Origin of the sequence: Sphingomonas kaistensis (assembly GCF_036884275.1) — a bacterium.
Taxonomy (GTDB): Bacteria; Pseudomonadota; Alphaproteobacteria; order Sphingomonadales; family Sphingomonadaceae; genus Sphingomicrobium; species Sphingomicrobium kaistense_A.
In genome coordinates, this window is sequence record NZ_CP145607.1 from 2,339,269 (window position 1) to 2,363,442 (window position 24,174).

A 24,174-nucleotide genomic window follows, 5' to 3' on the forward strand; every position below is an offset into this window, starting at 1 on the left:
ATGCAACTTGATTGCCACAGCGTAGGTTTAGCGCGGATTGCCAAGCCTTGATTGCCGACCATGGTCGCTTATTGATCGACCGACCGGTCCGACCCGTCTCCGGGCCGCCAATCCGCATCGCCCGGCTCTGCGGCGCGGCAGCCTCGACGCAGCGCTCTCGTGTTGCTGACGCAACCCTACGCCCGCAATTGCAATGTAGGATCTCGTCTGATCTACCCTGATTGGTGGGCACCCTCCCCTCTCCCAGCCACCCCGGACCGGCCTCGCGCTGGCGCGCTCGCGGCGTGCCGCCGGGGACCACGCGCCCCGCTTCCGCAGCCTGTGCACCGGCCGGCACCACCGCCGCCGCCCCGCTGCCGCCATCCCTGCGCTCAGGGTCACACCGTGTGACCTTGTTCATCTTGTCCCCGCGAGAGGGAAAAATGGGACCACGGGCACGGCGAGCGCACCCCCGTCACCGGTGACCTTTGTGACCTTATTCAGCGTCGCGCCCGCGCCGGGCGATCCCCTGTCGCCCTCTCCCGCGCAACTACCGACCGACCGCCGCAAGCCCGGCGCTCCGCCTTACCGGCAGGCGGCGACCTCGCGGCGGCACACCCCGTCGACGCTGCCCGTCGCCAGCGGCAAGCCGACCCAGCTCGCCAGCGTCGGCAGGATGTCCACCGTGTCGGCGGCGGCGGCGGGGCTCGCGGGCTTCAATCCCGGGCGCCAGAAGATGATTGGCACGCGGCGGTCGTAATCCCACGGCGATCCGTGGCTCGCGACATAGCCGACGCCGGGCTTGGAGATCGCCGCCACATGGCTCTTGAGGACGATCAGCAGGTCGCCCGACCGCGCCGGATCGAAGCTCGCGCGATAGCGCTGGCGGAGCGTCCACCGGGACGGATCGCCGCTCGGCATCGGGGTCGCGGCCATTTCGGCGGCGGTGAACACCGTTTCCACCTGCGGGTGGGCCCTGGCGATGGCGATGGCGCCAGCCTCGACGGTGCGGCGGTCGGCAGGCGACAGGCTCTTGTCGATCCACACGTCCCCGACCGACCCGCCCAGCAGCACCGGCGCACTCCGCCCGATCCGCCCGGCAAGCTGCCTGCCGATCTTCTCGACCGTGAACTCGGGATCGAGCCGCTGCGCGTCGCTCACGCCCCCCGCCCGCAGCCGCTCGACCAGGTCCAGCCCGCCATGATCCGCGCTCAGCACCACCGCATAATCGATCCTGGCGGCATCGAGTGCGGCAAAGAAGCCGTCGAGCTCGCGGTCGAGCCCGAGCATCTGCAGGCACATCTCCTGCCCGCCCGAGCCATAGCTGTGCCCGACATAATCGGTCCCCGACAGCCCGACGCTCAGCACATCGGTCGCCGCGCCCTTGCCGAGCCCCATCTCGCCGACCAGCCCCAGCGCGATCGCCAGCGTCGCGCCGTCGATCTCGGGGCTGGCGCGGAAGTTGCGGGTGTCCCCCGCGCCGCGGGCCAGCGTGCCGTTGCCCACCGTCAGCGTCGGCGTGATCTGGTAAGGCGTCGCCCGCGCCTGGCACAACGCCGTCGGCTCCAGCCCGGCGCGAGGCTGGGCAAGCGCCGCGGCGAACGCCGGGCGGAACGCGGCAATGGTCCGCGGCACCGGCGCCGCTTTGAGATCGGTGTTCCAGGCCTTCCCATCCCAATACCAACGCTGGTCGGGCGCCTGCCCCCCCATCATCACCGCGGCCCGGTCCTTGCCGGCCACCGCGACGTTGCGGCTACGCGGGCTGACCGCCTTCAGCCGCTCGCCGAAGGTCGTGGCGCGCAGGTGCGCCGGGCCGACAGTATAATTGGACGACGTGCTGCCCGCGACGCGCTCGTCCTCGGCGCAATAGACCGTCTTGTCGGCGCGGGCCGCATTCTGGTCGATCCAGTCGTTCGCGACGATCCCCGTCGCGGCCGGATGGCGCCCGGTCAGCAGGGTCGAGTGCCCCGGACAGGTCTCGGTCGCGGCATGGCTTTGATAGCCGTTGGCGAACGTCACGCCGCCCGTCGCGAGACGCCGAAGCCCCCCGGTGAAATGCGGCCGATAGGCTTCGAAAAGGTCGCTCGAAAACTGGTCGATCGAGATGGCGATGACCAGCTTGGGCGGCTTGGCCGGAGCCTGAGCGACAGCGGGAGCGGCGACGAGGGCCGCGGCGGCGGCAAGGAACAGGTGACGCATCGCCGCCATGTAGCAGCGCCGATGCGTCGCCGCCATGACTAGCCGAGCTTGGCCTTGAGCCGCTCGTTCACCACGCCCGGATTGGCCTTGCCCGCCATCGCCTTCATCGTCTGCCCGACGAAGAAACCGAACAGCTGCACCTTGCCGTCCTTGTACTGCGCAACCTTGTCGGCATTGGCGGCGAGGATCTTGTCGATCTCGGCATCGATCGCGCCGGTGTCGCTGTTTTGGCGGAGCCCCTCGCGCTCGACGATGGCGTTAGCGCCGTCGCCGGTCTCGAGCATCTTCTCGAACACCGTTTTGGCGATCGACCCGCTGATCGTGCCGTCGGCGACCAGGCCGAGCAGCTCGGCGGCTTGGGTCGGCGTGACCGGACAATCGGCAATGTCCTTGCCGAGACGGTTCAGCGCGCCAAACAGCTCGGCCACCACCCAGTTCGCCGCACGCACCGGCTCCGCACCCGCCTCCAGCAGCGCATCGAACCACCGCGCCGTCTCGACCTCTGCGGTCAGCACGCTTGCGTTGTACGCGGTGATCCCCGCCGCCTCGTACCGCTTGCGCTTGGCGTCCGGCAGCTCGGGCAGCGACGCGCGGCAATCCTCGATGAACTGGTCGTCCAGCTCCAGCGGCAGCAAGTCGGGATCGGGGAAGTAGCGATAATCGTGCGCATCTTCCTTCGAACGCAGTGACCGCGTCTCGCCCTTGTCCGGATCGTAAAGCCGCGTTTCCTGGACGATCGAGCCGCCCTCCTCGAGAATCTCGACCTGGCGGCGGGCTTCCAGCTCGATCACCTGCTGCACGAAGCGGACCGAATTGACGTTCTTGGTCTCCGTGCGCGTCCCGAACTCGTCGCCGGGCTTGCGCACCGAGACATTGACGTCGGCGCGCATGGAGCCTTCTTCCATGTTGCCGTCGCAAGAACCGACATAGCGCAGGATCGCGCGCAGCTTGCGCAGGTACGCTCCCGCTTCCGCCGGCGAACGGAGGTCGGGCCGCGACACGATCTCCATCAGCGCCACGCCCGACCGGTTGAGATCGACGTAACTCATGGTCGGATGCTGATCGTGCATCAGCTTACCCGCATCCTGCTCGACGTGGATGCGCTCGACCCCGATGGTCCGCGCGCTGCTATCGTCCTTCTCGTCGGTAAGAACGGTGATCGAGCCCTCGCCCACCAGCGGATAGTAGAGCTGGCTGATCTGATAGCCCTGCGGCAGGTCGGCGTAGAAATAGTTCTTGCGATCGAACCGCGACCATTTGTTGATCTGGGCATCGATCGCCAGGCCGGTGCGAACCGCCTGCCGGATGCACTCGCGGTTCGGGATCGGGAGCATGCCCGGCATCGCCGCATCGACCAGGCTGACCTGCGTGTTCGGCTCGGCCCCAAACGCCGTCGCCGCGCCGCTGAACAGCTTGGCGTTGGAGGTCACCTGCGCGTGGACCTCGAGGCCGATCACGACCTCCCACTCGCCGGTTTCGCCCTTGATGCGATAGGGTGCGTTAGCGTCAGCCATTGTGCTTCTTGTCCTTGAGGGCTCGCTCGCTTGCGGCCTTCTCCAGCAGTTCACGCTCGGTCCTGGACGAGCCCAGAATGGGGTTGGTGCTGCTTATAAAATCGCGGCCGAAAGCGTCGAAGCGCTTCCACCATTCCTTCCAGCTCACCACCACTTCCCCGGACGGGCGGTGAAGCCCGCGCGTTCCTCGATCGCAAGGCCGGCATTGAGCACGCCAGCCTCGTCCATTTCCCGCCCGATCAGGTGCAACCCGAGCGGCAGCCCCTGCGCATCGAGCCCGCCCGGCACGCTCATCGCCGGCAGGCCGGCAAGGCTGGCCGGCACCGCGAACACGTCGTTCAGATACATCGCCAGGGGATCGCTCATCTTCTCCCCGATCCCGAACGCGGCGCTCGGCGCGGTCGGGGTGAGGATGACATCGCACTGCTCGAACGCCCGCGCGAAATCCTGCTTGATCAGAGCCCGAACCCGCTGCGCCTTGGTGAAGTAAGCGTCGTAGAAGCCGGCGCTCAACACATAAGTGCCGATCATGATCCGGCGCTTGACCTCGGCGCCGAAGCCCGCCGCGCGGGTCGCCGCATACATGGCGTCGAGATTGCCGCCTTCCGGCACCTCGCGCAGTCCGTAGCGGACCCCGTCATAGCGGGCGAGGTTGGACGAGGCTTCGGCCGGCGCGATGATGTAATAGGTCGGCAGCGCATATTTGGTGTGCGGCAGGCTGATCTCGACCACCTCAGCGCCCGCATCCTTAAGCCAGGCGATGCCCTGGTCCCACAGCGCGTTGATCTCATCCGGTACGCCGTCGATCCGATATTCCTTGGGAATACCGACGCGCTTGCCCTTGAGATCGCTCGACAATCCCTGCTCCCACGCCGGCACCGGCGCGTCGAGCGAGGTGGCGTCCTTGGGGTCGAACCCGCTCATCGCTTCCAGCAGGATCGCGCAATCCCGCACCGTACGCGCCATCGGCCCGGCCTGGTCCAGCGAAGAGGCAAAGGACACGATGCCCCAGCGTGAACAGCGGCCGTAGGTCGGTTTTATCCCAGTGATGCCGGTGAAGGCCGCCGGCTGACGGATCGAGCCGCCGGTGTCGGTGCCGGTGACTCCCGGCGCGAGACCCGCCGCGACCGCCGCCGCCGACCCGCCCGAGCTTCCGCCCGGGGTCAGCGCAGCATTGCCGCCATCGTTGCGCTTCCACGGGCTGATGACCGGCCCATAAGCGCTGGTCTCGTTGGACGAGCCCATCGCGAACTCGTCCATGTTGAGCTTGCCCAGCATCCCAGCGCCCGCTTCGCGCAGCTTGGCGCTAACGGTGCTCTCGTAAGGCGGCTTGAACCCGCCGAGGATCTTGCTGCCCGAGGTCGTGTCGACCCCAACGGTCGCGAACAGATCCTTGATGCCGAGCGGAAGGCCTGACAGCGGCTTCAGCTCGCCCGACTGCCGCGCGGCATCGGCGGCATCGGCGCAGGCCAAGGCGTCCTCCGGCGTTTCCACCGTATAGGCGTTGAGCGCCCGCGCAGCTGCCACCGCAGCGTTGAAGCTCTCGGCAATCTCCCGCGCCGAAAACTCGCCGCCACGGAAGCCGTCGCGAAGCTCCGTCAGCGTCAGGCTATTTAGCTCGGCCATTATTCGATCACCTTGGGCACGGCGAAGAAGCCGTGCTGCGCTTCGGGCGCGTTCAGCAGCACCTTGTCGCGGACGTTGCCGCCGGTAAGCGGATCGGCATCGATGACGTCATCGCGCAGGCGCAGCTTCTGGTCGACGACCGTCGCCAGCGGCTCGACGCCCGACGTATCGACCTCGCCGAGCTGCTCGACCCAGCCGAGGATGTTGTTGAGTTCGGGCACCAAAGCCTCAACTTCCGCGTCGCTCATCTGGAGGCGCGCAAGCTTGGCGATGTGCCGCACGGTGGCGGTATCGACGGACATGTTCGGCGCGTTAGCGAGGGGGAGCCGAGCCTTCAACTCCCCCTCGGCTTCGCCTTAGCGCGGGCGGCGATCCCGGCGGTTCTCGCGGCGCAGTTCGCGGACGTCCTGGCGCTGGTCACGGCGATATTCGCGGCGATCCTGCTGGCGGTCGGTCCGATACTGCTCGCGGGTCACGGTGCCGGCGTCACGCGCGGCACGATCCTCGCGGCGCTCGACCCGGTATTCCCGACGGTCGCCACGGCGCTCGCCGCGATATTCGCGATAGTTCTCACGAATCGCAGGATTGCGGCTACGCGCGATCCGCTGCTGCTCCCAATAACGGCGCTGGGCGGTGCTGATCGGATACCGGCGGCGCTGCTGGTCGTAGACGTAGGCACCGGTGCCCGGGTAATAATAGCCGCCGTTCCAGCCGCCATAAGGCGAACCGTAGCTGCCATAGGGCGAGCCATAACCGCCATAAGGCGACCCATAAGTGCCATAGCTCCCGTACGTCCCATAAGGCGCGTAGCCGCGGTTATAGCCGTAGCCGCCGCCGTAATAAGGGTCGTAATAACCCGAACCGACGCCGATCGAGACGCCGGAATAAGGATCAAGGGTGGCACAGCCGGACAGACCAACGGCACCGATCGCGGCAACGGCAAGATTGCGGACAAGGGACATGGCGACGCTCCTACAGCCCCCCGGCCTTGATCCAGCCTTGGCGCCGCCGCTTGAACGGGAGGTGAATTAGGGTCTTACCGCTTGGTGGAAACAACCTTTGGCGCAAAGAGATTGGCGGCCAGCCAATCCGCAGTTTTCTCGGCATTCGGCAATCCCGGGGTGATCATGTCGAAATGATCCTTGGGGTTTGTCGTAATCACCCGGACGTCGTCGCCGGCTGCCTTGGCCTTCGCCTCATAGGCTTCCATTCCAAAGCCGAGAGCGCCCTTGACCAGCAAGGTGCGCATGCCAAGCGGAAGGTGGTCGATCGGACTTGCGTCGCGATAGGCTTGGGGCGTTTGTTCCGGGGTGCCGCCGAGCAAAGGAACGATGACGGGTTTGCCGCATATCTCTTTGTCTAAGCCCACGAACTCGCGCACCGACCCCGGCCCATCAATGGCTGCGACGCTTATCGGCGTGATCGCATTCTTGCCGAGCGGCCCGGCAAGACGCGGGCGGCTGGCCGCATAAAGGGCGAGATGAGCACCCGCAGAGTGCCCAACGAAGGCGCTGCGCTTCAAATCGAGAGGATAGCGTTTCGCAAGCGAGCGGAGGTGATCAACCCCTGCGCCGACATCCTGGAACGTCCCCGGATACCCACCACCAGCATCGCCGACGGCGCGATATTCGATGTTCCAGGTCGCGATGCCGCGCCTTGTCAGCATGTCGGCGAGCGGCGCCGTGCCCGAGACGCCCTCAAAGCTGCGGGTCCAGCAGCCGCCGTGAATCACAGCGACCACTGGAAACGGGCCCTTGCCGGCGGGCAAGCGAAGCTCGCCGAACTGCAGCCTGTCCTTGCCATAACGCTCGACGAGCACGGGCTTGGAGACTGTCTTCTTGGCGGCTTCAAGCGGGGGATAGGGACTGGCCGAAGCGCCTGCCGCCAAAAGGCCGGCCGCCGCGATGAGAAGGCTCGTCGAAGCGCATGTCCCTAATCCCCCCCTGCCTGATTCGATTCGTCTCCGATCAGCCTTTCTTGGCCGAGATGTAAGCGTTCACCTGCTCTTCGAGCACGTCAAGCGGCAACGATCCGTTCTCGAGCACCGCGGCGTGGAAATCGCGGATATCGAAGCGGTCGCCGAGCTCTTTCCTCGCGCGGTCGCGCAGCTCGAGAATCTTGAGCTGCCCGACCATGTAGCTGGTCGCCTGGCCCGGGTTGTTGAAATAGCGCTCGACCTCACGGACGGCATCGGCGCGCGACAGCGGAGCGTTCTCCATGAAATAATCGATCGCCTGTTCGCGGGTCCAGCGCTTGTCGTGGATGCCGCTGTCGACAACCAGCCGCACCGCGCGCCAGACCTGGGTCGACAGCATGCCGAATTCGCTGATCGGATCCTGGTAGAAACCCATCTCCTTGCCGAGGCCCTCGGCATACAGGCCCCAGCCTTCGGCATAAGCGCCATAGCCGCCGAACCGCCGGAACTTGGGCACGTTGGGCAGCTCCTGCGCCAGCGCGATCTGGAAGTGATGCCCCGGCGCCCCTTCGTGATAGCTGCGCGCCTCGAGCTGCGGCTTGGACACATCGGCCATGTTGGCGAGGTTGGAATAATAGATGCCGGGGCGCGTGCCGTCCTCGCTCGGCGAATTATAGAAGGCGATCGACGCCGTTCCCTCGCGCCACTTCTCGACCGCGCGCACTTCCAGCGGGGCTTTGGGCAAGCGGCGGAACCACTCGGGCGACTTCGCCATCACCTGCGCGACAAAGCCTTCGGCATCCTTGATGTAGGCGGCGCGGCCGGCGTCGGTGTCGGGATAGCGATACTTGGGATTGGTGCGCAGCTCGTCGAAGAACTGGCGCAGCGTGCCCTTGAACCCAACCTGGTTCTTGATGACCTCCATCCGGGCATGGATCGCCGCGACCTGGTTGAGACCGAGCTGGTGGATCTGCTCGGCGTTCATGGTGGTGGTGGTCGAGTTCTTGAGGCGGTTGGCATAGAAAGCCGCGCCGTCGGGCAGCGACCAGGCGCCGCGATTACCCTTGGCTTGGCGTTCGGTGTCGGCCCAGGTCGCGAGGAAGGTACGATAGCCGCGCTGCATCGGCCCGGTCATCGCCGCGCTGGCCGCGGCAAGCAGGCGATCCTTCTCGGCCTGCGGCACATTCAACTTGCCGACCTTGGCCTTGAAGTCGGCATAGACCGGTGTGTCGGGGCCAGCGGCGAAAGGCGCGCCGGCCAGCACCTTTTCGGCGTCGCGGCGAACCGGCGCGAAATTGAAGGTCGACGGCACGATCCCCGCCGCCGTCTGCGCGCGCATGTTGGCGGTGATCTCGTTCATCACCCGCTCGATCGCGTTCAGGCGCAAGATATAGGCTTCGGCGTCGGCGACCGTGTCGATCTTGTGATTGTTGATCAGGAACACCGGAAGCGAGCCGGCCGGGCTGCCGTTGGTGCTGGCGATGAAGCCGTGGCGGCGCCAGCGGAAGTTTTCGACGTCCTGCTGCACTTCGTTTTCGAAGAGGCGGTAGCTCAGGCGGCCGCTGGGGCTCAACCGCTCCGGATTGAACTGCGCCCGCATCGCGGCAAGCTGCCGCTGCGACAGCGCCAGATCCTCGGCGGCATTGGCGTCGGTGTAGCTGTTCAATTCGCCATAGCGGTCCTTGCGGCCAAGGCTCGTCAGCCCCTGCGGCGAGCGCGCGACCTGCTCCTCGAACGCGGCGTCGAGGAAGGTCGTCAGGCGCTGATCCTCCGCCAGCGGATCGACGACAGGCTCGACCGGACCAACGGGCGCGCTCGCCGCGGCGGCAACCGGCGTCCCCTCGTCGGCAGGAACCGTTGCACAAGCGGCGGTGGTGAGCAGCAGAAGCGCGGAGAGCTTGATCTTCAAGACGGATACCCTTTCACATGGCTGGTCGCAGCCAAGCCCCGCCCGGCCTTCAAGTCAACTTGGCTTTGGCGCGCCGCCGCCCTACCTGCGCCCCCATGTGCGCCCGCCGCTTCCTCGTCGTCATCTTCCTCCTGACCCTGCTGATCGTCGCCGGCGCCTTTGCCGTGTTCCAGTTCGGCGGCTCGGTCCTGCGCAAGCAGGCGCTGCCGACCGTTCCTTACGAAGCGCCGCCGCCCGCCAGCGGTCCCGACTATGTGCAGACGGAGAATTGGCTCAACCTGCCCGACACGGTCCCGCCCGGCCCGGCCGAATGGAAGCCGCAAGGAATCGGCGCCGAGCCCGCCGGCAAGGTCGAGGCGGCGACCTTCTACATTCACCCGACGACCTATCTTCAGCGCGATCGCTGGAACGCCCTCCTCGGCGACAGCGAAAGCCAGTCCCGCGCGCAGCTGTTCGTCCGCAGCCAGGCCAGCGCCTTCAACTTCTCACGGGTCTATGCGCCCAAATACCGGCAAGCGGCATTCGGCGCGTTTCTCGACACGGGGGACGACGCCACCGCCGCGCTCGATCTCGCTTATTCGGACGTGGCGCGCGCCTTCGACCGGTTCCTGATGCAGGAGGCGACCGCCCCGATTATTCTTGCCGGGCATAGCCAGGGCGCGCTGCACCTCACCCGCCTGCTGCGCGACAAGGTGGCCAAGGATCCCGCGCTGCAAAAGCGGATCGTCGCCGCCTACGTCGTCGGCTGGCCCGTCAGCCGCGCGGCCGATCTACCCGCGATGGGCCTTGCCGCCTGCCAGAACAATCTCGACGCGCGCTGCCTAGTCTCGTGGCAAACCTATGCGCAGCCGGCCAACACCGATCTCATCACCTCAGCCTTCGAAGGCACCACCGGGTTCAACGGCCAGAAGCGGCGGCGGCAGGATATTATCTGCTACAACCCGCTGTCGGGCTCCAACGATGACGGCGTACCGGGCGAGATCACCAATTTCGCCCGCAACGACGGGACGCTGGTCCCGACCGACTCGAACCTGCGCGACGCCAACCTCGTCCAGGGTGCGGTGGGGGCAATGTGCCGCGATCATTTCCTGATCATCGCCGGGGTCGACGACAAGCTGCCCGACCTCGGCCCCTATGTGCTGCCCGGCAACAACTATCACGTCTACGACTATGCCCTGTTCTGGGCCAACATCCGCGCCGATGCGCGCGGGCGTGTGAACGCGTTCAAGCCGTGATCACCGCCGCCGCCTCCGACTTCCTCGCCGCGCTGCCGGGTGGCGGCGTGCTCGCCGGGCTCGACGTCGGGACCAAGACCATCGGTCTCGCGCTGTGCGACTCCGGCTGGAGCTTCGCCGGCCCGGCCGAGACCATCCGCCGCACAAAGTTCACCGCCGATCTCGCCCAGCTGCGCACCTTCATCGAGCGCCACGCGGTCAAGGGGCTGGTGGTCGGCCTGCCCCTCAACATGGACGGCACCGACTCGCCCCGCACCCAATCGACCCGCGCCTTCGCCCGCAACCTCGCGCCCCTCGCTCTTCCCGTGCTCCTGTGGGACGAGCGCTGGTCGACCCAAGCCGTCGAGCGCGCGATGATCGCCGCCGACGTCAGCCGCGCCAAGCGCGCCGAAGCCGTCGACAAACTTGCCGCCGCGCACATCCTCCAGGGCGCGCTCGACGCCCTTTGCATGTTGCCGCGGCCAAGCTAGCAGACGCGCTTGTGCACCTCATTTCCATCTCGTCGCTAAGCGACTCGCAGCTCACCGCCCTGTTCGCCACGGCGCAAGGTTTCGCCGACGATCCGCGCAGTGGCCGCGACCGGCTGGCGGGACGAACCGTCTTCAACTGCTTCTACGAAAACAGCACCCGCACCGCGATGAGCTTCGCGCAGGCTGCCGCCCGTCTTGGCGCGCAGGCGATCACGCTGTCGGTCGAACATAGCAGCGTCAAGAAAGGCGAAACCCTCGCCGACACCGCCCGGACCTTGGGCGCGATGCAGCCCGACGCACTAGTCCTCCGCCATCGCCAGAACGGCGCCGCGGAAGAAGTCGCGGCGCTGATCGATTGCCCGGTGATCAATGCGGGCGACGGCACCAACGAGCACCCGACCCAAGCCCTGCTCGACGCCCTGACGCTCCGACAGCATTTCGGCAGCCTCGAAGGCCGCACCGTCGCGATCTGCGGCGACATCCTGCACAGCCGCGTCGCCCATTCCAACGCCGCACTCCTTCCCCGGCTCGGCGCCACCGTGCGCCTCGCCGGCCCACCGGCGCTAATGCCCGGCGACGTGGAAACGCACTCGATCGACGAGGCCATTGCGGGCGCCGATGCGGTAATGATGCTGCGCGTGCAGCGCGAGCGGCTCGACGAGGATCTGGGCGACCTGCCCGGCGAATATCTCCGTCAATTCGGGCTGACGCCGGAGCGATTGGCGCTCGCCAAGCCCGATGCGGTCGTCTTGCATCCCGGCCCGATGAACCGCGGTGTCGAGATCGCCGACGAGGTCGCGGACCTCGCGAACCGCTCGCTCATCCTGCGTCAGGTGGCGAACGGCGTCGCGATGCGCATGGCGGTACTCGACCTGCTGGTCGCGAGCTGAGCCCGAGCGCTTACTTGCTAGCGAAACGGACCGGCGCGTCGCCCGCGGCATTGCGCACGAAACAGGTCGCGCCGCTAGCCTTCAGCTTCATGCACAGCGCGCGCGCTTCGCCGTCGCTGGCGAACCCCTTGAGGCTCAACCTATAGACCGAGCCGCGCGCATCGTTGAACCGCGCGCTGGCCGGCACATAAGCGCTCAGTCCGCCATGACGGCGGGACAGCGTTTCCCACCCGGCCTTGAGGCCCGACGGGGTCGAATAAGCGCCCAGCTGGACTACCGCCTTGCTGGCGCCGAACCGCTTGGCGGCTGCGCGGCGAAGCTCGGCGACCTTGGGCAGGCTGCCGTTCGGCTTGATCCGCTCGGCACGCAGGCTGTCGACCATGGCGACCACATCGGGCGCTGGAGCCGCGACCGGGGCCGGCAAATCGGCCTGCGCAACGGCGACGGGAGCGGGCGCCTCGGCCTCAGCGTAGGCGACCGGAGCGGCCTCCTCGACCCGCGCCGCGGCGACGGCCACCGGCTCGCTTGCGGCAGGCACCGGGGCCTGGGGCACCGGGGCTGCTTCGGCGAAGAGAATGTCGTCGTTCTTGGTCTCGACCTTGCGCGCCAGGCGCACCGGCATCCCGGCATCGACCGAAGAGGGTGCCTTGACCCCGATCAGCGACGCGACCTGCGAGGCGGGCGCGGTGCCGGGGCGGGCAAACGCCGCCCATTCGCTCATTCGCACTTCGAGCTGATCGCCCGCAAGATCCTGCGCCGCGACCTGACGGGCCCGGGCCCAATCGCCTGCGATGGCGTGGGCGAGCGCCAGGTTCTGGCGCACACGCGCATCGGCACCCGCCCCCCGCGCGGCAACGTCGAGCATCTCGATCGCAGCGCCGGGACGGCCGGCAAGCGCCATCGCCAGGCCCGCGTCGGCGGGGCTGATGACCTGGGCGTAAGTGTCGAGCGTCTGGGCCGCGGCGTCGGCCTTGCCCTGCGCGACCTGCGTCAGTACAAGCTTCAGCGGCACTCCCGTCTGATCGGGATACATCGCCAGCGCATCGGCAAAGGCGGCTTCGGCCGAGCGGAAGCGGCCACCGGCAAGATAGGCATTGCCGAGCAACGTCCGGAATGCCGCGTCGGTCGGGCTCTTTTCCACCGCTTTTTCAGCCAGCGCGATGGCGCCAGCGACATCGCCCTGCTGAAGCGCGAGATGCGCGCGCATCGCCACACCGATATTGCTGTTCTCGACCATCCCACCGAAGCGCTTGGTCGAGCCGCCGCCAAGCGCACATCCCGTCAGCGCAACCGCCATGACGATGCTCGAAGCGGCGAAAAGAGCGTTCCTGGGCTTGGTCATGATGCGTATCCCTTAAACTGACTGGCGCTCGGGGGCGCGGCTGGCCATGGCATCGAGCTCGGGCATGGTCGCCAGCAGCTCGTCGAGCGCACGGGTGACAAGTTGCTGGGCCGACACGCCGGTGACGGCGCAGGCGAGGCGAAGCTTGAGGTGACGATCCTGGTCGAGGCGCAGCGTGAACGCGGCCTTGGCCTTTCCTGCCGCAGCCCGGCTGCGCGGCGCCCGGACGGGGGCCGGTGCGACCGGGGCCACGCGCTCGGCGTGGAGCTGCGATACCTCGGCGACCGGTGCGGGCGGCGGCATTTCGGCGACCGGCTCGGCCAGCAGCTCCGCCAGCGGGGCCGCATCGTCGGGAATCGGTTCGGCCGTTTCGTCGGGAACGTCGTCGGCGGGCTCGTTGACGAAGCGATGGACGATCTCTTCCTGCACCGCATGGACCGGGCTCGCCGGGGTCAGGCCGAGCGCCGGGTTCGACCGGACGGCGGGATGCGGTTCCTCGCCGACCGGGACCGGCGCCAGCGTTGGACGCGGCGGCTCGAAGCCCATGTCGTTCCAGCCGAGGTCCTCAAGGCCGCTGCCCATCTGGCCAAAGCCTTGCGGCCGCATCGCCGGACGTGCCGCACCCTTGCGGGCAAGCAGCCCCGAGGACAGCGACGCGAAGGGCTTGGGTTCGCTCTTCATCATGGGAAATACGCTCCCTTAGCCAACCACGCGGCGGCCGAAGCCACCGACGGGACGCGGCGCGGCCGCTCCGACACCAGGCGACGCACCCGGAGCCGCGAACACGGTGCGGCGGAAATTCTTTTCGAGCCGGTCGGAGATATACTCCCACAGCGCGGTGACTTCGCCGGCCGACTTGCCCTTGGGATCGACTTCCATGACCGTCCGGCCGTCGATCATCGAGGCGGCGAAATCGGTGCGATGGTGAAGCGTCACCGGAGCCACCGTGCCGTGCTGCGACAGCGCGACCGCGGCCTCGTAGGTGATCTTGGCCTTGGGCGTCGCGGCATTGACGACGAAGATCAGCGGCTTGCCGGCGCGTTCGCACAGATCGACCGTGGCGCCCACGGCGCGCAGATCGTGCGGGCTCGGGCGGGTCGGGATAACGATCAGCTCGGCCACCGCGATCACGCTCTGGATCGCCATGGTGATGGCCGGCGGGGTGTCGATCACCGCGAGGCGGAAACCCTGCTGGCGAAGAACTTCCAGATCGCTCGCCAGGCGCGCCACGGTGGTCTGCGCGAACGCGGGCATTTCCGTTTCGCGCTCGTTCCACCAGTCGGCCAGTGAGCCCTGCGGATCGATATCGATCAGGCAGACCGGGCCAGCGCCCGCCAATTGCGCCTGCACCGCAAGGTGGCCGGAGAGCGTGGTCTTGCCCGATCCCCCCTTCTGCGATGCCATAGCCAGAACGCGCATTCCGATCCCCTCGGGTAAGGTGCTTCAATCTTGTTCGACTGGAATGCCGTGGCAGGCCTAAAATCAGGTTAACGTCGGGGGGCGGCTCGATTAGGCTGCGGGCGAACGGAGGGGTGTCATGCGTTTGATCGGTCTATTCGCGGCGGCAATGGTGATGGCGGTGCCCGCTTCCGCGCAGAGCGTACGGGCGGGGATCGACGCCTGGGGCGCCGGCAAGCCCGAGCAGGCGGTGGCGATCTGGCGCCCGCTCGCCGCCAGGGGCTCAGCCGACGCCGCCTATAATCTCGGCCAAGCCTACAAGCTCGGTCGCGGCGTGCCTGCCGATCTCGCCGCGGCGCAGCGCTTCTACGAGCAGGCGGCAAAGGCCGGTCATCTCGAAGCGCAGACCAGTCTCGGGCTGCTGCTGTTCCAGAACAATAACCGCACGGCAGCCCTGCGCTGGCTCAAACAGGCCAGCGACGCCGGCGAACCGCGCGCGATGCTGGTTTACGGGACCGCCCTGTTCAATGGCGATGGCGTGCCCGAAGACCGCGTCCGCGCCTACGCGCTGGTCAGCCGCTCGGCCGCGCAGGGTCTCGCCCCCGCCCGCACGACGCTCGGCGAGATGGACCAGATCATCCCGCTGGCGGAGCGGCAAAAGGGCGTTGCGCTGGCCCAGCAGCTGGCGTCCGCGCCGGCATCGTCCGCTGCAAAGCCCGTAAAATCGTCACCGGTAAAGACGGCATCCGTACCGACCACCCCGCGTCCGGCGACGCCGCCGCCCGCCGCCGGTGCGTTCCGGATACAGCTGGGCGCGTTTCGTGATACGGCCTCGGCGCAGCGGCTTTTTGCTTCACTCGAGAACCGCCTGAATGGCGCGCGGATGACCTTGGTGCCGTCGGGAACGATGACCCGGCTTCAGGTCGGCCCCTACCCGACCCGCGCCGCCGCCGCCGCGGCTTGCGCGGCGTTGAAACCGCAGGCCTGCTTTCCGGTCGCGGCGAACTAGCCTTTCGCCCACTCCGCCTTCGGAATGCCCTGCGCCCACAAAAGGGCCGTCAGGTCGTTATGCCGGATTCGCGCGCCGGCGATGGCTTCAAGCTTGGGCTTGCCGCGATAGCTGATGCCGAGCCCAGCTTCCTTAATCATCGGCGCATCATTGGCGCCGTCGCCGACCGCCAGCACCTCGCCCGGTGCGATGCCGAGCTGGTCGCGCCGGTCGGTCAGCGCCTTCGCCTTGGCGGCCGCATCGACGATTGCGCCCGTCACCTTGCCCGTCAGGTGCCCGTACATGCTTTCGAGATGGTTGGCCCGGACCTCCTGAAAGCCGAGTTCGGACGCCAATGGATCGGCGAAATCGTGAAAGCCGCCGGTCACCAGCAAGGTCGCCGCGCCGCGCCGGCGCATGGTCTGGACCAGCGTTCGCGCGCCCGCGTTGTGCGTCACCCGCTCGGTCCGGCAGCGCTCGATGCAGCCGACGCCGAGGCCGTTCAGCTCCGCCACCCGGGCGTGAAGCGCGTCGGCAAAATCCATCTCGCCCTGCATTGCCCGCTCGGTCACCGCGGCGATCTCGGCCTTCTTTCCGGCGAAATCGGCGAGCTCGTCGATGCATTCCTGCCCGATCATGGTCGAATCCATGTCGGCGACGAGCAGTTTCTTTTCGCGGCTTTCGACCGGCTGCACGATCACGTCGATCCCCGGCAATCCGTCTTCCAGCCGGTCGCGCAGATCGCGCCATTCTTCGACCGGTCCCAGCAACAGGTCGGCGGCGTCGCCTTCGTCGATCCATCGGGCCTCGCCCCCGCCGGCAATTTCCACCGCACGGGCAAGGTCGCTGTCGCGGAGCCTTCCTGCTGCTATCAGCGTCGCAATGATCAAGGGCGCTCCTCCTCTGGCCGTCATCGCAGGGCCGACCGCCAGCGGCAAGTCGGCTCTCTCCGTGACTTTTGCCCAACGCACGAACGGCGTGATCGTCAACGCCGACAGCGCGCAGGTCTATGCCGACCTCCAGATCGTGAGCGCGCGCCCGTCGGAGGCGGAGATGGGCGGGGTCGAACATCGCCTGTTTGGCCATCGCGACGGCGCCCGGCCGTGCAGCGCCGCCGACTGGGCCGCGGAGGCGAAAACGGTCATCGCCGAAGTCCACGGGCGCGGCCAGCTGCCGGTCATCGTCGGCGGAACCGGCCTCTACCTTCGCACCCTGCTGGACGGCATCGCCGAAGTGCCGCCCATCGATCCCGCCATCCGCGCCGAGATCCGCGCGGCATCCGTGGCCGACAATCATCGACGCCTGACCGAGCTAGACCCCGAAGCCGCCGCCCGGCTCCATGCCAACGACACCACCCGCATCGCCCGTGCGCTCGAAGTGGTCCTGTCGACCGGCGCGCCTCTGAAAAGCTGGCAGGGACGCACGAGCGGCGGCATCCGAAGTGACGTCAAGCTGTTCGGCGCCGTCCTGCTGCCCGACGCCGCCATGCTTTCGCCGCGTATCGATCACCGCTTTGCCGAAATGATCGAGACCGGCGCTCTCGATGAGGTCCGCTGCCTCGTCGACCGCCAGCTCTCTCCCTCCCTTCCCGTGATGCGCGCCATCGGGGTGCCCGAAATCGCCGCCCATCTGCACGGTGAGACGAGCCGCGCCGACATGATCGCCGCCGGGCAGCTCGCTACGCGCCAATATGCCAAGCGCCAACGCACCTGGTTTCGCGGCCAGGAACTCGGCCTTCAGCGCGAGAGCGACGCCCAAGCCGCCTTGCAGACCCTTCTCGCCGCCGCCAAGGAACAGGCATGCTGACCGACGCCGACCTCGACCCCGCGCCGCTTCACGGCCGCACCGTCGCCATCATCGGCTACGGCAATCAGGGCCGCGCGCAGGCCCTCAACCTGCGTGACGGCGGGATCGCCGTCCGCGTCGGGCTTCGACCTGGTAGCAGCCGGGCGGACGAGGTTCGCGACGAAGGCCTTACTCTCCTGCCACCGGCCGAAGCCGCCCGCGACGCCGACATCGTGGTCCTGCTCGCCCCCGACGAGCATTTGCCCGCCATCTACACCGAAATCGAACCGTCGCTGAAGCCCGGAGCCGCACTCGGCTTCGCGCATGGCCTCTGCATCCACTACGGCCTGATCACGCCGCGCCCCGACCTCGACATAATCATGGTCGCCCCCAAAGGTCCCGGCGCCGCGCTTCGCCGCCTTTATACCGAGGGCAAGGGCATGGTGGCCTTGGCGGCCGTCGCACAGGACGCGACCGGCAACGCCTGGCCCCTCGCCCTCACCTACGCCCACGCGCTCGGCAGCGGGCGCGCCGGCGCCGGTGTCCTGCGCTCGACCTTCGAGCAGGAAACACTCTCCGACCTCTTCAACGAAGGCGCCGTCGTGTGGGGCGCGGTGCCGGCGCTGCTCGAAGCCGGGTTCCAGACACTGGTCGAGGCCGGGATTGACCCGCAGCTCGCCTATCTCGAATGCGTGTCCGAATTGAAGCTCCTCGCCGATCTCGTCGAAGCGCGCGGCATCGCCGGCATGCGCGAGGCGATCAGCAACACCGCCGAGCTCGGCGCCAGTCTCGGCGGTCCGCGCCTGGTCGACGACGGCACCCGGCAGCGAATGCGCGACGTCCTCGATGACCTGCGCAGCGATCGCTTCGCCAGGGCGCTGTCCGACGAAGCCGCCGCCGACTATCCGCGCCTCCGCGCCGAACGCCGCAAGGCCGCCGCCTCCGCGCTCGAAGCCGCGCGCCGGTCGCTCCTTTAGCCCACGATCTCCGAAGCCTGCCAGCGGTCGCCGACACTGGCCCGCTCGACATACACGCGCTGCAAGCGGCGATGCACACCGGCGGCGACCGGGTCCTTGGCCTGTTCCGCGCGCTCCTGTTCTTCGGCGGCGCGGCGGGCAAAATAGATACGACTGTCTTCGATCATGGCCCGCCTCCCACCTGGTTGCAGCACGCCCTTGATAGCAGATTTGCGCCATTTAGGAAAAGGGGCGCCCGGACCAGCCGGACGCCCCTCGTTTCACGCCCTTGCGGGATCGGATGCCGCTTAGAAGCGGGTGCCGACCGTCGCGACGAGCTGGTGGCGGCGGACGTTGTTCTCGTAATCGCTGAAGCGATACTCGCCGCCGATATAGGCCTTGCCGGCCAGCGCGAACTGCGCGCCGCCGCCGATGCGGTAGCCGTCGAGGTTATCCTTGGCACGCAGCGTACCGCTTTCAGCGCTGAAGCGGGCGTTGGTGTAGCCGCCCTTCAGATACACGTTGCTGCCGTCGGCACCCAGCGGGAAGCTGACGCGGCCACCGGCGTAAAGGTCACGCTCGGCCTTTAGCGTCCCGGCGATATTGCTCTCCTTCACCGTCGAATCGCTCGCTTCGATATCGACACCCAGCGAGGCGCCGTTGCTCAGCGCGAAATCGTACCCCGCGCCCACGCCGTAGACGACGCCTTCGTCCTTGAAGGTGCCGTTGATGCCGCTGTCGTTGACCTTCACGCGCGGGGCGTCATAGCCGACCAGCGCTTCGACGCGCGGACCCTGCGGCGCCTGCGCCAGCGCCGGAGTGGCGGCAAGAGCGGCGGTAGCGACGGCGGTCAGCGCAACAAACTTTTTCACAAAACTTCTCCTGATCTTTTCATTGGAGCGGCACAAAGCAACTCGCCGCTCAAACGACGACATGTGTCGCCGCTTGCCCGAATGAAAGGAGAAGACGGGAAGAAGTTGCCCCGTTCATCAAAGCGAAAGGCAAATACCTTGCCTCTGCCATGATGATGAACGGCGGTTCATTTACGTGGATCGAGAAGTTGATCTAGGTTTGGTGTACCTAGTAACAGCAATGTTACTTGCCGCGCTTCTTTCGATGACTGTCGAAATCGAGAACGCTGTTTTCGCCTTCCTGCCCTTCGAGCAGGCCGAGCCGGCGCGCAACCTCCTGATAGGCCTCCGCCTCGCCGCCCAGACCCTGCCGGAAGCGATCCTTGTCGAGCTTCTCGCCCGACCGCATGTCCCACAGGCGGCAGCCGTCGGGGCTGATCTCGTCCGCCAAGATGATGCGCGCGAAATCATTCTCCCACACCCGGCCGAACTCGAGCTTGAAGTCGACCAGGCGAATGCCGATCGCCGCGAACAGGCCGGCCATGAAATCGTTCACGCGGATCGCCATGTCTGCGATGTCGTTCATTTCTTCCTGCGTGGCCCAGCCGAAGCAGGCGATATGCTCATCCGCGACCATCGGATCGCCCAGGGCATCGTCTTTCAGATAGTACTCGATGATCGTGCGGGGGAGCTGCGTCCCTTCCTCGATCCCGAGCCGCTTCGACAGCGACCCCGCCGCCACGTTGCGGACCACCACCTCGATCGGCACGATCTCGCACTGGCGGATCAGTTGCTCACGCATGTTCACGCGGCGGATGAAGTGAGTCGGCACGCCGATGGTCGCGAGCGAGGTGAAGATATGCTCCGAGATGCGGTTGTTGATCACGCCCTTGCCGCTGATCGTGCCGCGCTTCTGCGCGTTGAAGGCGGTCGCATCGTCCTTGAAATACTGGATCAGCGTGCCCGGCTCCGGACCCTCATAAAGGATCTTGGCCTTGCCTTCGTAGATCTGGCGGCGGCGAGCCATACGCATGCGCTTTCAAATGGTGGATGAGTTGCGAGCGCCATAGATGCCGCGTAGCCGACACGCAACGCGACAGCCGGTCTAGACGAAGATGGCGACCGTTTGTCGTCCCGCCAGAACCCGGCGACCGGAAGCATCCCACACGTCCATCGCCTGCCGCGAATAACCGTCGGCGGTGCTCTCGCTGACCGCGCGGCAAAGATACCAGGCGGCGGCATCGTCCGGCCGGCGATCGAGATCGAAGCTCCACGACAGGCTGCTGATCACGCCGAATTCGGGAAACACCGGCATGGATGCGGGCGGAAGCACGTCGGCCAGCGCGATCAGCGACACCAAGGGGTCAGCCCCCTCGGCCTCGCGCAGCCGGGCCCACATCACGAATTCGGGCTCGCCGCCGCTGAACGGCAGCCCGCCGGATACATGGCGTATCTCGTAATTGGCGGCAAAGGTCGGTCCCTGCCCTGCCTTCAGCACCGCCGGAAGATCGCCCGGGACGGGGGCCGCGGGAGCCGTGACCCGCTCATGCGCGACCTTGGAGGGCCGCGCCGCCCCGCAGAAAAAGGTAAGCCGCGCCGCCAGTCCCGCGTCCCCGTGAACATCGACTCCGACCGTTGTCGCCGATTTACCCCGGCGCAGGATCGCGGGCTCCAGCGTCAGCCGCCCACTCGCCGGGCCGATAAAAGCCGCCTGGACCGAGCGCAGCGGCGGCAGATCGCGAAAGGTCTTCGCGGCCGCCGCCCACGACAGCGCGGCGGTCATTCCGCCATACAGCGTCCGCCCCTGGCTCCAGCTCGGCGGCGCAACGAGCGACAGGGGATCGCCGGCAAGCGAGGCGATCACGGCGGCGAGCGAAGGGTGGTCCATCGGGGTGCAGCTCAATTCAGGGAAGGATGGTCGTCAGCAGATAGGCCGCGAAGACGGTGAGGTGCACCGACCCGTGCAGCAGCGTCGTGCGGCCACGGGCGATCGACAGGCTCGCGATGAACAGGGTCAGCGCAAGCAGGGTGATGCTCTTGGTATCGAGGCCGAGCGACAGCGGCAGGCCGAGGAAAAAGGAAGCAACGGTGACCGCCGGGATGGTGAGCCCGATCGTCGCCAGCGCCGAGCCGAGCGCCAGGTTGAGGCTGGTCTGCAGCCGATTGGCCCGCGCCGCGCGAACGGCGGCCACGCTTTCGGGCAGCAGCACGATGCCGGCAATCGCGATACCGACCAGCGACAGCGGGGCCCCGGCCGCAGCCACCGCCTGCTCGAGCGGTCCCGACAGTGATTTGGCCAGCAGGATCACCGCGCCGAGGCTAACCAGCAGCGCGCCGAACGAGATCCAGCTGGTCCGCAAGTCCGGTTTCTCGGCATGCACTGCGGGCAGCCGCGCCAGATCGCCCTTGGGCAGGAAATAATCGCGGTTGCCGACCGTCTGCACGAATACGAAGACGAGGTAGAGGACGAGCGAAAAGGCGGCCACGAAGGCGAGTTGCGTCCCGCTATAAATCGGCCCCGCCACGCTGGTGGTGAAGTTCGGCAGCACCAGGGTCAGCACCATCAGCGTCGCCAGTGTGCTCAGAGCCGCGGTAGCGCCCGTGCGAGTGAACCGTGCTTCCTTTTGATGCCGTGCCGCCGCCACCAGACACAGGCCGAGCAGCAGGTTGAGGATGATCATCGCCGCTGCGAACACCGTGTCGCGGGCAAGCGTGCTGGCCGCCTCGCGGTTGGTCAGCATCAGCGACAGAATCAGGCCCACTTCGATGATCGTCACAGCGACCGCCAGTATCAGCGTGCCGAACGGCTCCCCCACCCGGTGCGCGACGATTTCGGCGTGATGCACCGCGGCAATCACGACCCCGATCAGCACCGCTCCAATAATCAGCGGCGATAGGTGGATGGCTGATCCAGCAAGGATCACCGCCCAGCCCAGCAAGGGGCCGAGCAGCGCAGCCCAAATTCCAAGATTGGCCATGCCCCTCCATGTGGAATGGAGAGCCCTCTGTCGACCCTTGTCACGGCAAACCGGACGCGGCGAACCCGCCGCGCCCGGTGTCGCGCGACCCTATTTGCCGCCCATGGCTTCCTGCAGCCCGGGCGCGAATTGGGCGCCGTGCGGGACCTTGGCCGTCGATTTCGCCAGCGTGTCGCCGATCGGCTCGGCCCGGCCGCCGAGGCACTTGGACAGGAAATTCTCGGTTACGGCGTTGAAGGCGATATTGTTCACCGGCCGGGCGAAACCGTGGCCTTCGTCGGGGAACAGAACATAGGTCACCGGGATATTGCGGCTGCGCATCGCCTCGACGATCTGATCGGCCTCGGCCTGCTTGACCCGCGGGTCGTTGGCCCCCTGTCCGATCAGTAGCGGCCGCTGGATCTTGTCCGCCGCATAAAGCGGTGAGCGTTCGCGCAGCCAGGCCTTGCCGGCGTCGGTGCCGGGATCGGCCATCCGCCCGTAAAGCTGGGCACGACCGGCTTCCCAATAGGCCGGGATCGAGGCCAGCAACGTGTTGAGGTTGGACGGCGCGACGATCGCGACCCCGCAGGCGAATTCGGTCGGGGTGAAGGCCATGCCGGCCAGCGTTGCATAGCCGCCGTAGCTACCGCCCATGATCGCCACCTTGTCGTCGGTGGTGATGCCATTCTTTACCGCCCAGTCGACCGCGTCCAGCAGATCGTTCTGCATCTCTCGGCCCCAGGCGCCGTTGCCGGCCGCAAGGAACTTCTTGCCGAAACCAGTGGAGGCGCGGAAATTAACGCTCATCACCGCATAGCCGCGGTTCGCCAGCCACTGGTGGTAGCCGTTGAAGCCGTACCCATCGCGACCCCACGGTCCGCCATGAACGAGCAGCACCATCGGCACCGCCTGGTCGGGACGTCCGTCGCCATTGCTGTCGCTTCCCGGCGGCAAGGTAAGGTAGCTCGGCAGCGTCAGGCCATCGCGGCTCTTGATCTCCAGCGTCTGCATCGGGCTCAGTGGCAGGCCGGCCAGCGCAGGCCGGCTGTCGAACAGCTTGGTGAGCTTTTTGGCCTGACGGTCGTAGAGATAGGTCGAGCTCGGTCGATCGGCGTCGGCGGCTCCCACTACCCACAGGCGGTCATCGGTAGACCGCGACGCAATACCGAAGTCTCCCTTCAGTTGCGTCTTGAGGAAAGCAAGATCGGCGGCGATGGCATTGCCGACGGGCTTCCAGTCGTTGCGCAGGTAATTGACAGAATAAGCCTCGAGTTCACCGGTGCGCGGATTGGCGATACCGCCCCCGATATCGGCGCGCGCGTCCTCGGCCAGCACGCGAGTCTTGCCAGTGGCCACGTCCTGCGCGACCAGCGCCGCCGTGTCGCGGCCGCGGCTGTCGACCCAGTAAAGCGTCTTGCCGTCAGCGGTGAAACCGGCGGGCGCCGTTGTCTGCGAATCCTCCAAGCCGACGCTGGCGAACGGGGTTGCCGCCGCCTTGTTGTTATCGACCATGTAGAAGTCGGTGCCGCCATCCTTGCGCGGTTTGGACGCCATGCGAATGTTCAGCCCGGCATCGGCTACGAAGCCTGCGAATTGGCCCTCGTTGATCATCACCGGTGTGATCTTTCCGGTCTTGAGATCGAGGCTGTGGACGTCATGCCACTTCTGGTCGCGATTATTGAGGCCGATCAGCACCCGGTCCTTGATCGTTGGCGAAATGCTGACCAGCTGCACGGTGGTCTTGGTATAGGGCGTCAGCAGCCGCGTTTCGCCGCCGGTTGGGCTGGTAGCGTACAGCAGGAAATCCTCGTCGCCGCCCTTGTCATTGACATACAACACCGACGAGCTGTCCGGCGCCCAGAAATAGCTGCGGATCGGTCGGGTCTTTTCGGCCGTGACGGCCTTGGCGTCGGCGGGATTGGCCGCGGGCGCGACCCAGATGTTCATCACGCCATCGACCGGCGCGGTCCAACTCAGCCATTTGCCGTCGGGTGAGATCCGCGCATTTGCCTTTTCGGGATTGCCGAACAGAACGTCACGGGGGATCAGTGGAAGGCTTGTCTGTGCCACGGCGGCTCCAGCGATAAGAGTGGCGGCCGCGGTGGCAGCAAGAAGCAGATTGCGCATCGAATTTTCTCCCCTGTTCGACCCCGAGTC

The 24,174-nt window shown here is 67.0% G+C and carries 24 protein-coding genes; 6 read left to right on the plus strand and 18 right to left on the minus strand.

Annotated features, from left to right (window positions below; all coding sequences use genetic code 11):
* Window positions 1-564: 564 nt before the first annotated feature.
* The 8 genes from V6R86_RS11430 to V6R86_RS11465 form a co-directional block, all read right to left on the minus strand.
* Window positions 565-2,214 carry an alkaline phosphatase family protein gene (locus tag V6R86_RS11430; protein ID WP_338504642.1) on the minus strand — a complete coding sequence of 550 codons (1,650 nt, stop codon included), beginning with the start codon at window positions 2,212-2,214 and terminating at the stop codon, window positions 565-567.
* A 2-nt stretch (window positions 2,215-2,216) separates the two neighbouring features.
* A complete protein-coding gene (gene gatB / locus V6R86_RS11435; protein ID WP_338504644.1) occupies window positions 2,217-3,692 on the minus strand; it encodes an Asp-tRNA(Asn)/Glu-tRNA(Gln) amidotransferase subunit GatB in 1,476 nt (491 codons plus the stop codon).
* On the minus strand, window positions 3,685-3,840 hold the full coding sequence (locus tag V6R86_RS11440) for a hypothetical protein (RefSeq protein WP_338504646.1): 156 nt from the start codon (window positions 3,838-3,840) through the stop codon (window positions 3,685-3,687). The genes gatB and V6R86_RS11440 overlap by 8 nt, the downstream gene beginning before the upstream one ends.
* Window positions 3,837-5,318, minus strand: coding sequence for an Asp-tRNA(Asn)/Glu-tRNA(Gln) amidotransferase subunit GatA (gene gatA / locus V6R86_RS11445; RefSeq protein WP_338504647.1), 1,482 nt, complete (start codon window positions 5,316-5,318; stop codon window positions 3,837-3,839). The genes V6R86_RS11440 and gatA overlap by 4 nt, the downstream gene beginning before the upstream one ends.
* Window positions 5,318-5,620 (minus strand): Asp-tRNA(Asn)/Glu-tRNA(Gln) amidotransferase subunit GatC, encoded by a 303-nt coding sequence (gatC, locus tag V6R86_RS11450; RefSeq protein ID WP_338504648.1) that lies wholly within the window; start codon window positions 5,618-5,620, stop codon window positions 5,318-5,320. Before gatC ends, gatA begins: the two co-directional genes overlap by 1 nt.
* Before the next feature lie 54 nt (window positions 5,621-5,674).
* Window positions 5,675-6,280, minus strand: coding sequence for a hypothetical protein (locus V6R86_RS11455; protein WP_338504650.1), 606 nt, complete (start codon window positions 6,278-6,280; stop codon window positions 5,675-5,677).
* A gap of 74 nt (window positions 6,281-6,354) precedes the next feature.
* The gene (locus tag V6R86_RS11460) at window positions 6,355-7,086 is read right to left on the minus strand and encodes an alpha/beta hydrolase (protein WP_338504651.1); all 732 of its coding nucleotides are present in this window, start codon (window positions 7,084-7,086) and stop codon (window positions 6,355-6,357) included.
* A gap of 199 nt (window positions 7,087-7,285) precedes the next feature.
* Window positions 7,286-9,142: a DUF885 domain-containing protein gene (locus tag V6R86_RS11465; protein WP_338504653.1), complete on the minus strand. Its 1,857-nt coding sequence runs from the start codon at window positions 9,140-9,142 to the stop codon at window positions 7,286-7,288.
* 95 nt (window positions 9,143-9,237) lie between these two features.
* On the opposite strand from V6R86_RS11465, the gene V6R86_RS11470 reads away from it, so the two are divergent.
* The 3 genes from V6R86_RS11470 to V6R86_RS11480 are packed head-to-tail and all read left to right on the plus strand — an operon-like array spanning window position 9,238 to window position 11,737.
* The gene (locus tag V6R86_RS11470) at window positions 9,238-10,377 is read left to right on the plus strand and encodes a DUF3089 domain-containing protein (RefSeq protein ID WP_338504654.1); all 1,140 of its coding nucleotides are present in this window, start codon (window positions 9,238-9,240) and stop codon (window positions 10,375-10,377) included.
* Entirely contained in the window at window positions 10,374-10,847 is a 474-nt protein-coding gene (gene ruvX, locus V6R86_RS11475; protein ID WP_338504656.1) for a Holliday junction resolvase RuvX, read from the plus strand. The genes V6R86_RS11470 and ruvX overlap by 4 nt, the downstream gene beginning before the upstream one ends.
* 11 nt (window positions 10,848-10,858) lie before the next feature.
* Window positions 10,859-11,737: an aspartate carbamoyltransferase catalytic subunit gene (locus V6R86_RS11480; protein ID WP_338504658.1), complete on the plus strand. Its 879-nt coding sequence runs from the start codon at window positions 10,859-10,861 to the stop codon at window positions 11,735-11,737.
* A 10-nt stretch (window positions 11,738-11,747) separates the two neighbouring features.
* Here the strand turns inward: V6R86_RS11480 and V6R86_RS11485 are convergent, their stop codons facing one another.
* Genes V6R86_RS11485 through V6R86_RS11495 form a run of 3 tightly spaced genes read right to left on the minus strand, consistent with a single transcriptional unit; the run spans window position 11,748 to window position 14,498 of the window.
* On the minus strand, window positions 11,748-13,079 hold the full coding sequence (locus V6R86_RS11485; RefSeq protein WP_338504659.1) for an SPOR domain-containing protein: 1,332 nt from the start codon (window positions 13,077-13,079) through the stop codon (window positions 11,748-11,750).
* Between the two features lie 12 nt (window positions 13,080-13,091).
* Window positions 13,092-13,763, minus strand: coding sequence for a hypothetical protein (locus V6R86_RS11490; RefSeq protein WP_338504660.1), 672 nt, complete (start codon window positions 13,761-13,763; stop codon window positions 13,092-13,094).
* A gap of 15 nt (window positions 13,764-13,778) precedes the next feature.
* Complete coding sequence (locus V6R86_RS11495; RefSeq protein ID WP_168068920.1) at window positions 13,779-14,498, minus strand: ParA family protein; 720 nt, start codon at window positions 14,496-14,498, stop codon at window positions 13,779-13,781.
* A 118-nt stretch (window positions 14,499-14,616) separates the two neighbouring features.
* On the opposite strand from V6R86_RS11495, the gene V6R86_RS11500 reads away from it, so the two are divergent.
* Window positions 14,617-15,486 (plus strand): SPOR domain-containing protein, encoded by an 870-nt coding sequence (locus V6R86_RS11500; protein ID WP_338504663.1) that lies wholly within the window; start codon window positions 14,617-14,619, stop codon window positions 15,484-15,486.
* On the opposite strand, the gene serB is transcribed toward V6R86_RS11500, so the two are convergent.
* Window positions 15,483-16,355 (minus strand): phosphoserine phosphatase SerB, encoded by an 873-nt coding sequence (serB, locus tag V6R86_RS11505; protein WP_338504665.1) that lies wholly within the window; start codon window positions 16,353-16,355, stop codon window positions 15,483-15,485. The genes V6R86_RS11500 and serB overlap by 4 nt on opposite strands.
* Between serB and miaA the strand changes: the two genes are divergently transcribed.
* Window positions 16,348-17,271 carry a tRNA (adenosine(37)-N6)-dimethylallyltransferase MiaA gene (miaA, locus tag V6R86_RS11510; protein ID WP_338504666.1) on the plus strand — a complete coding sequence of 308 codons (924 nt, stop codon included), beginning with the start codon at window positions 16,348-16,350 and terminating at the stop codon, window positions 17,269-17,271. The two genes, serB and miaA, sit on opposite strands and share 8 nt — an antisense overlap.
* Window positions 17,265-18,227 carry a ketol-acid reductoisomerase gene (gene ilvC, locus V6R86_RS11515; RefSeq protein ID WP_338504668.1) on the plus strand — a complete coding sequence of 321 codons (963 nt, stop codon included), beginning with the start codon at window positions 17,265-17,267 and terminating at the stop codon, window positions 18,225-18,227. The genes miaA and ilvC overlap by 7 nt, the downstream gene beginning before the upstream one ends.
* Here the strand turns inward: ilvC and V6R86_RS11520 are convergent.
* The 6 genes from V6R86_RS11520 to V6R86_RS11545 form a co-directional block, all read right to left on the minus strand.
* Complete coding sequence (locus V6R86_RS11520; protein ID WP_338504670.1) at window positions 18,224-18,394, minus strand: hypothetical protein; 171 nt, start codon at window positions 18,392-18,394, stop codon at window positions 18,224-18,226. The genes ilvC and V6R86_RS11520 overlap by 4 nt on opposite strands.
* A gap of 120 nt (window positions 18,395-18,514) precedes the next feature.
* Complete coding sequence (locus V6R86_RS11525) at window positions 18,515-19,078, minus strand: porin family protein (RefSeq protein WP_338504671.1); 564 nt, start codon at window positions 19,076-19,078, stop codon at window positions 18,515-18,517.
* Window positions 19,079-19,301: 223 nt separating this feature from the next.
* Complete coding sequence (purC, locus tag V6R86_RS11530; RefSeq protein ID WP_338504672.1) at window positions 19,302-20,084, minus strand: phosphoribosylaminoimidazolesuccinocarboxamide synthase; 783 nt, start codon at window positions 20,082-20,084, stop codon at window positions 19,302-19,304.
* A 78-nt stretch (window positions 20,085-20,162) separates the two neighbouring features.
* Complete coding sequence (locus tag V6R86_RS11535; RefSeq protein WP_338504673.1) at window positions 20,163-20,945, minus strand: thioesterase family protein; 783 nt, start codon at window positions 20,943-20,945, stop codon at window positions 20,163-20,165.
* Window positions 20,946-20,961: 16 nt separating this feature from the next.
* Window positions 20,962-22,035: an ionic transporter y4hA gene (locus V6R86_RS11540; RefSeq protein WP_338504675.1), complete on the minus strand. Its 1,074-nt coding sequence runs from the start codon at window positions 22,033-22,035 to the stop codon at window positions 20,962-20,964.
* Window positions 22,036-22,125: 90 nt separating this feature from the next.
* A complete protein-coding gene (locus V6R86_RS11545) occupies window positions 22,126-24,144 on the minus strand; it encodes a S9 family peptidase (RefSeq protein ID WP_338504677.1) in 2,019 nt (672 codons plus the stop codon).
* Window positions 24,145-24,174 lie beyond the last annotated feature (30 nt).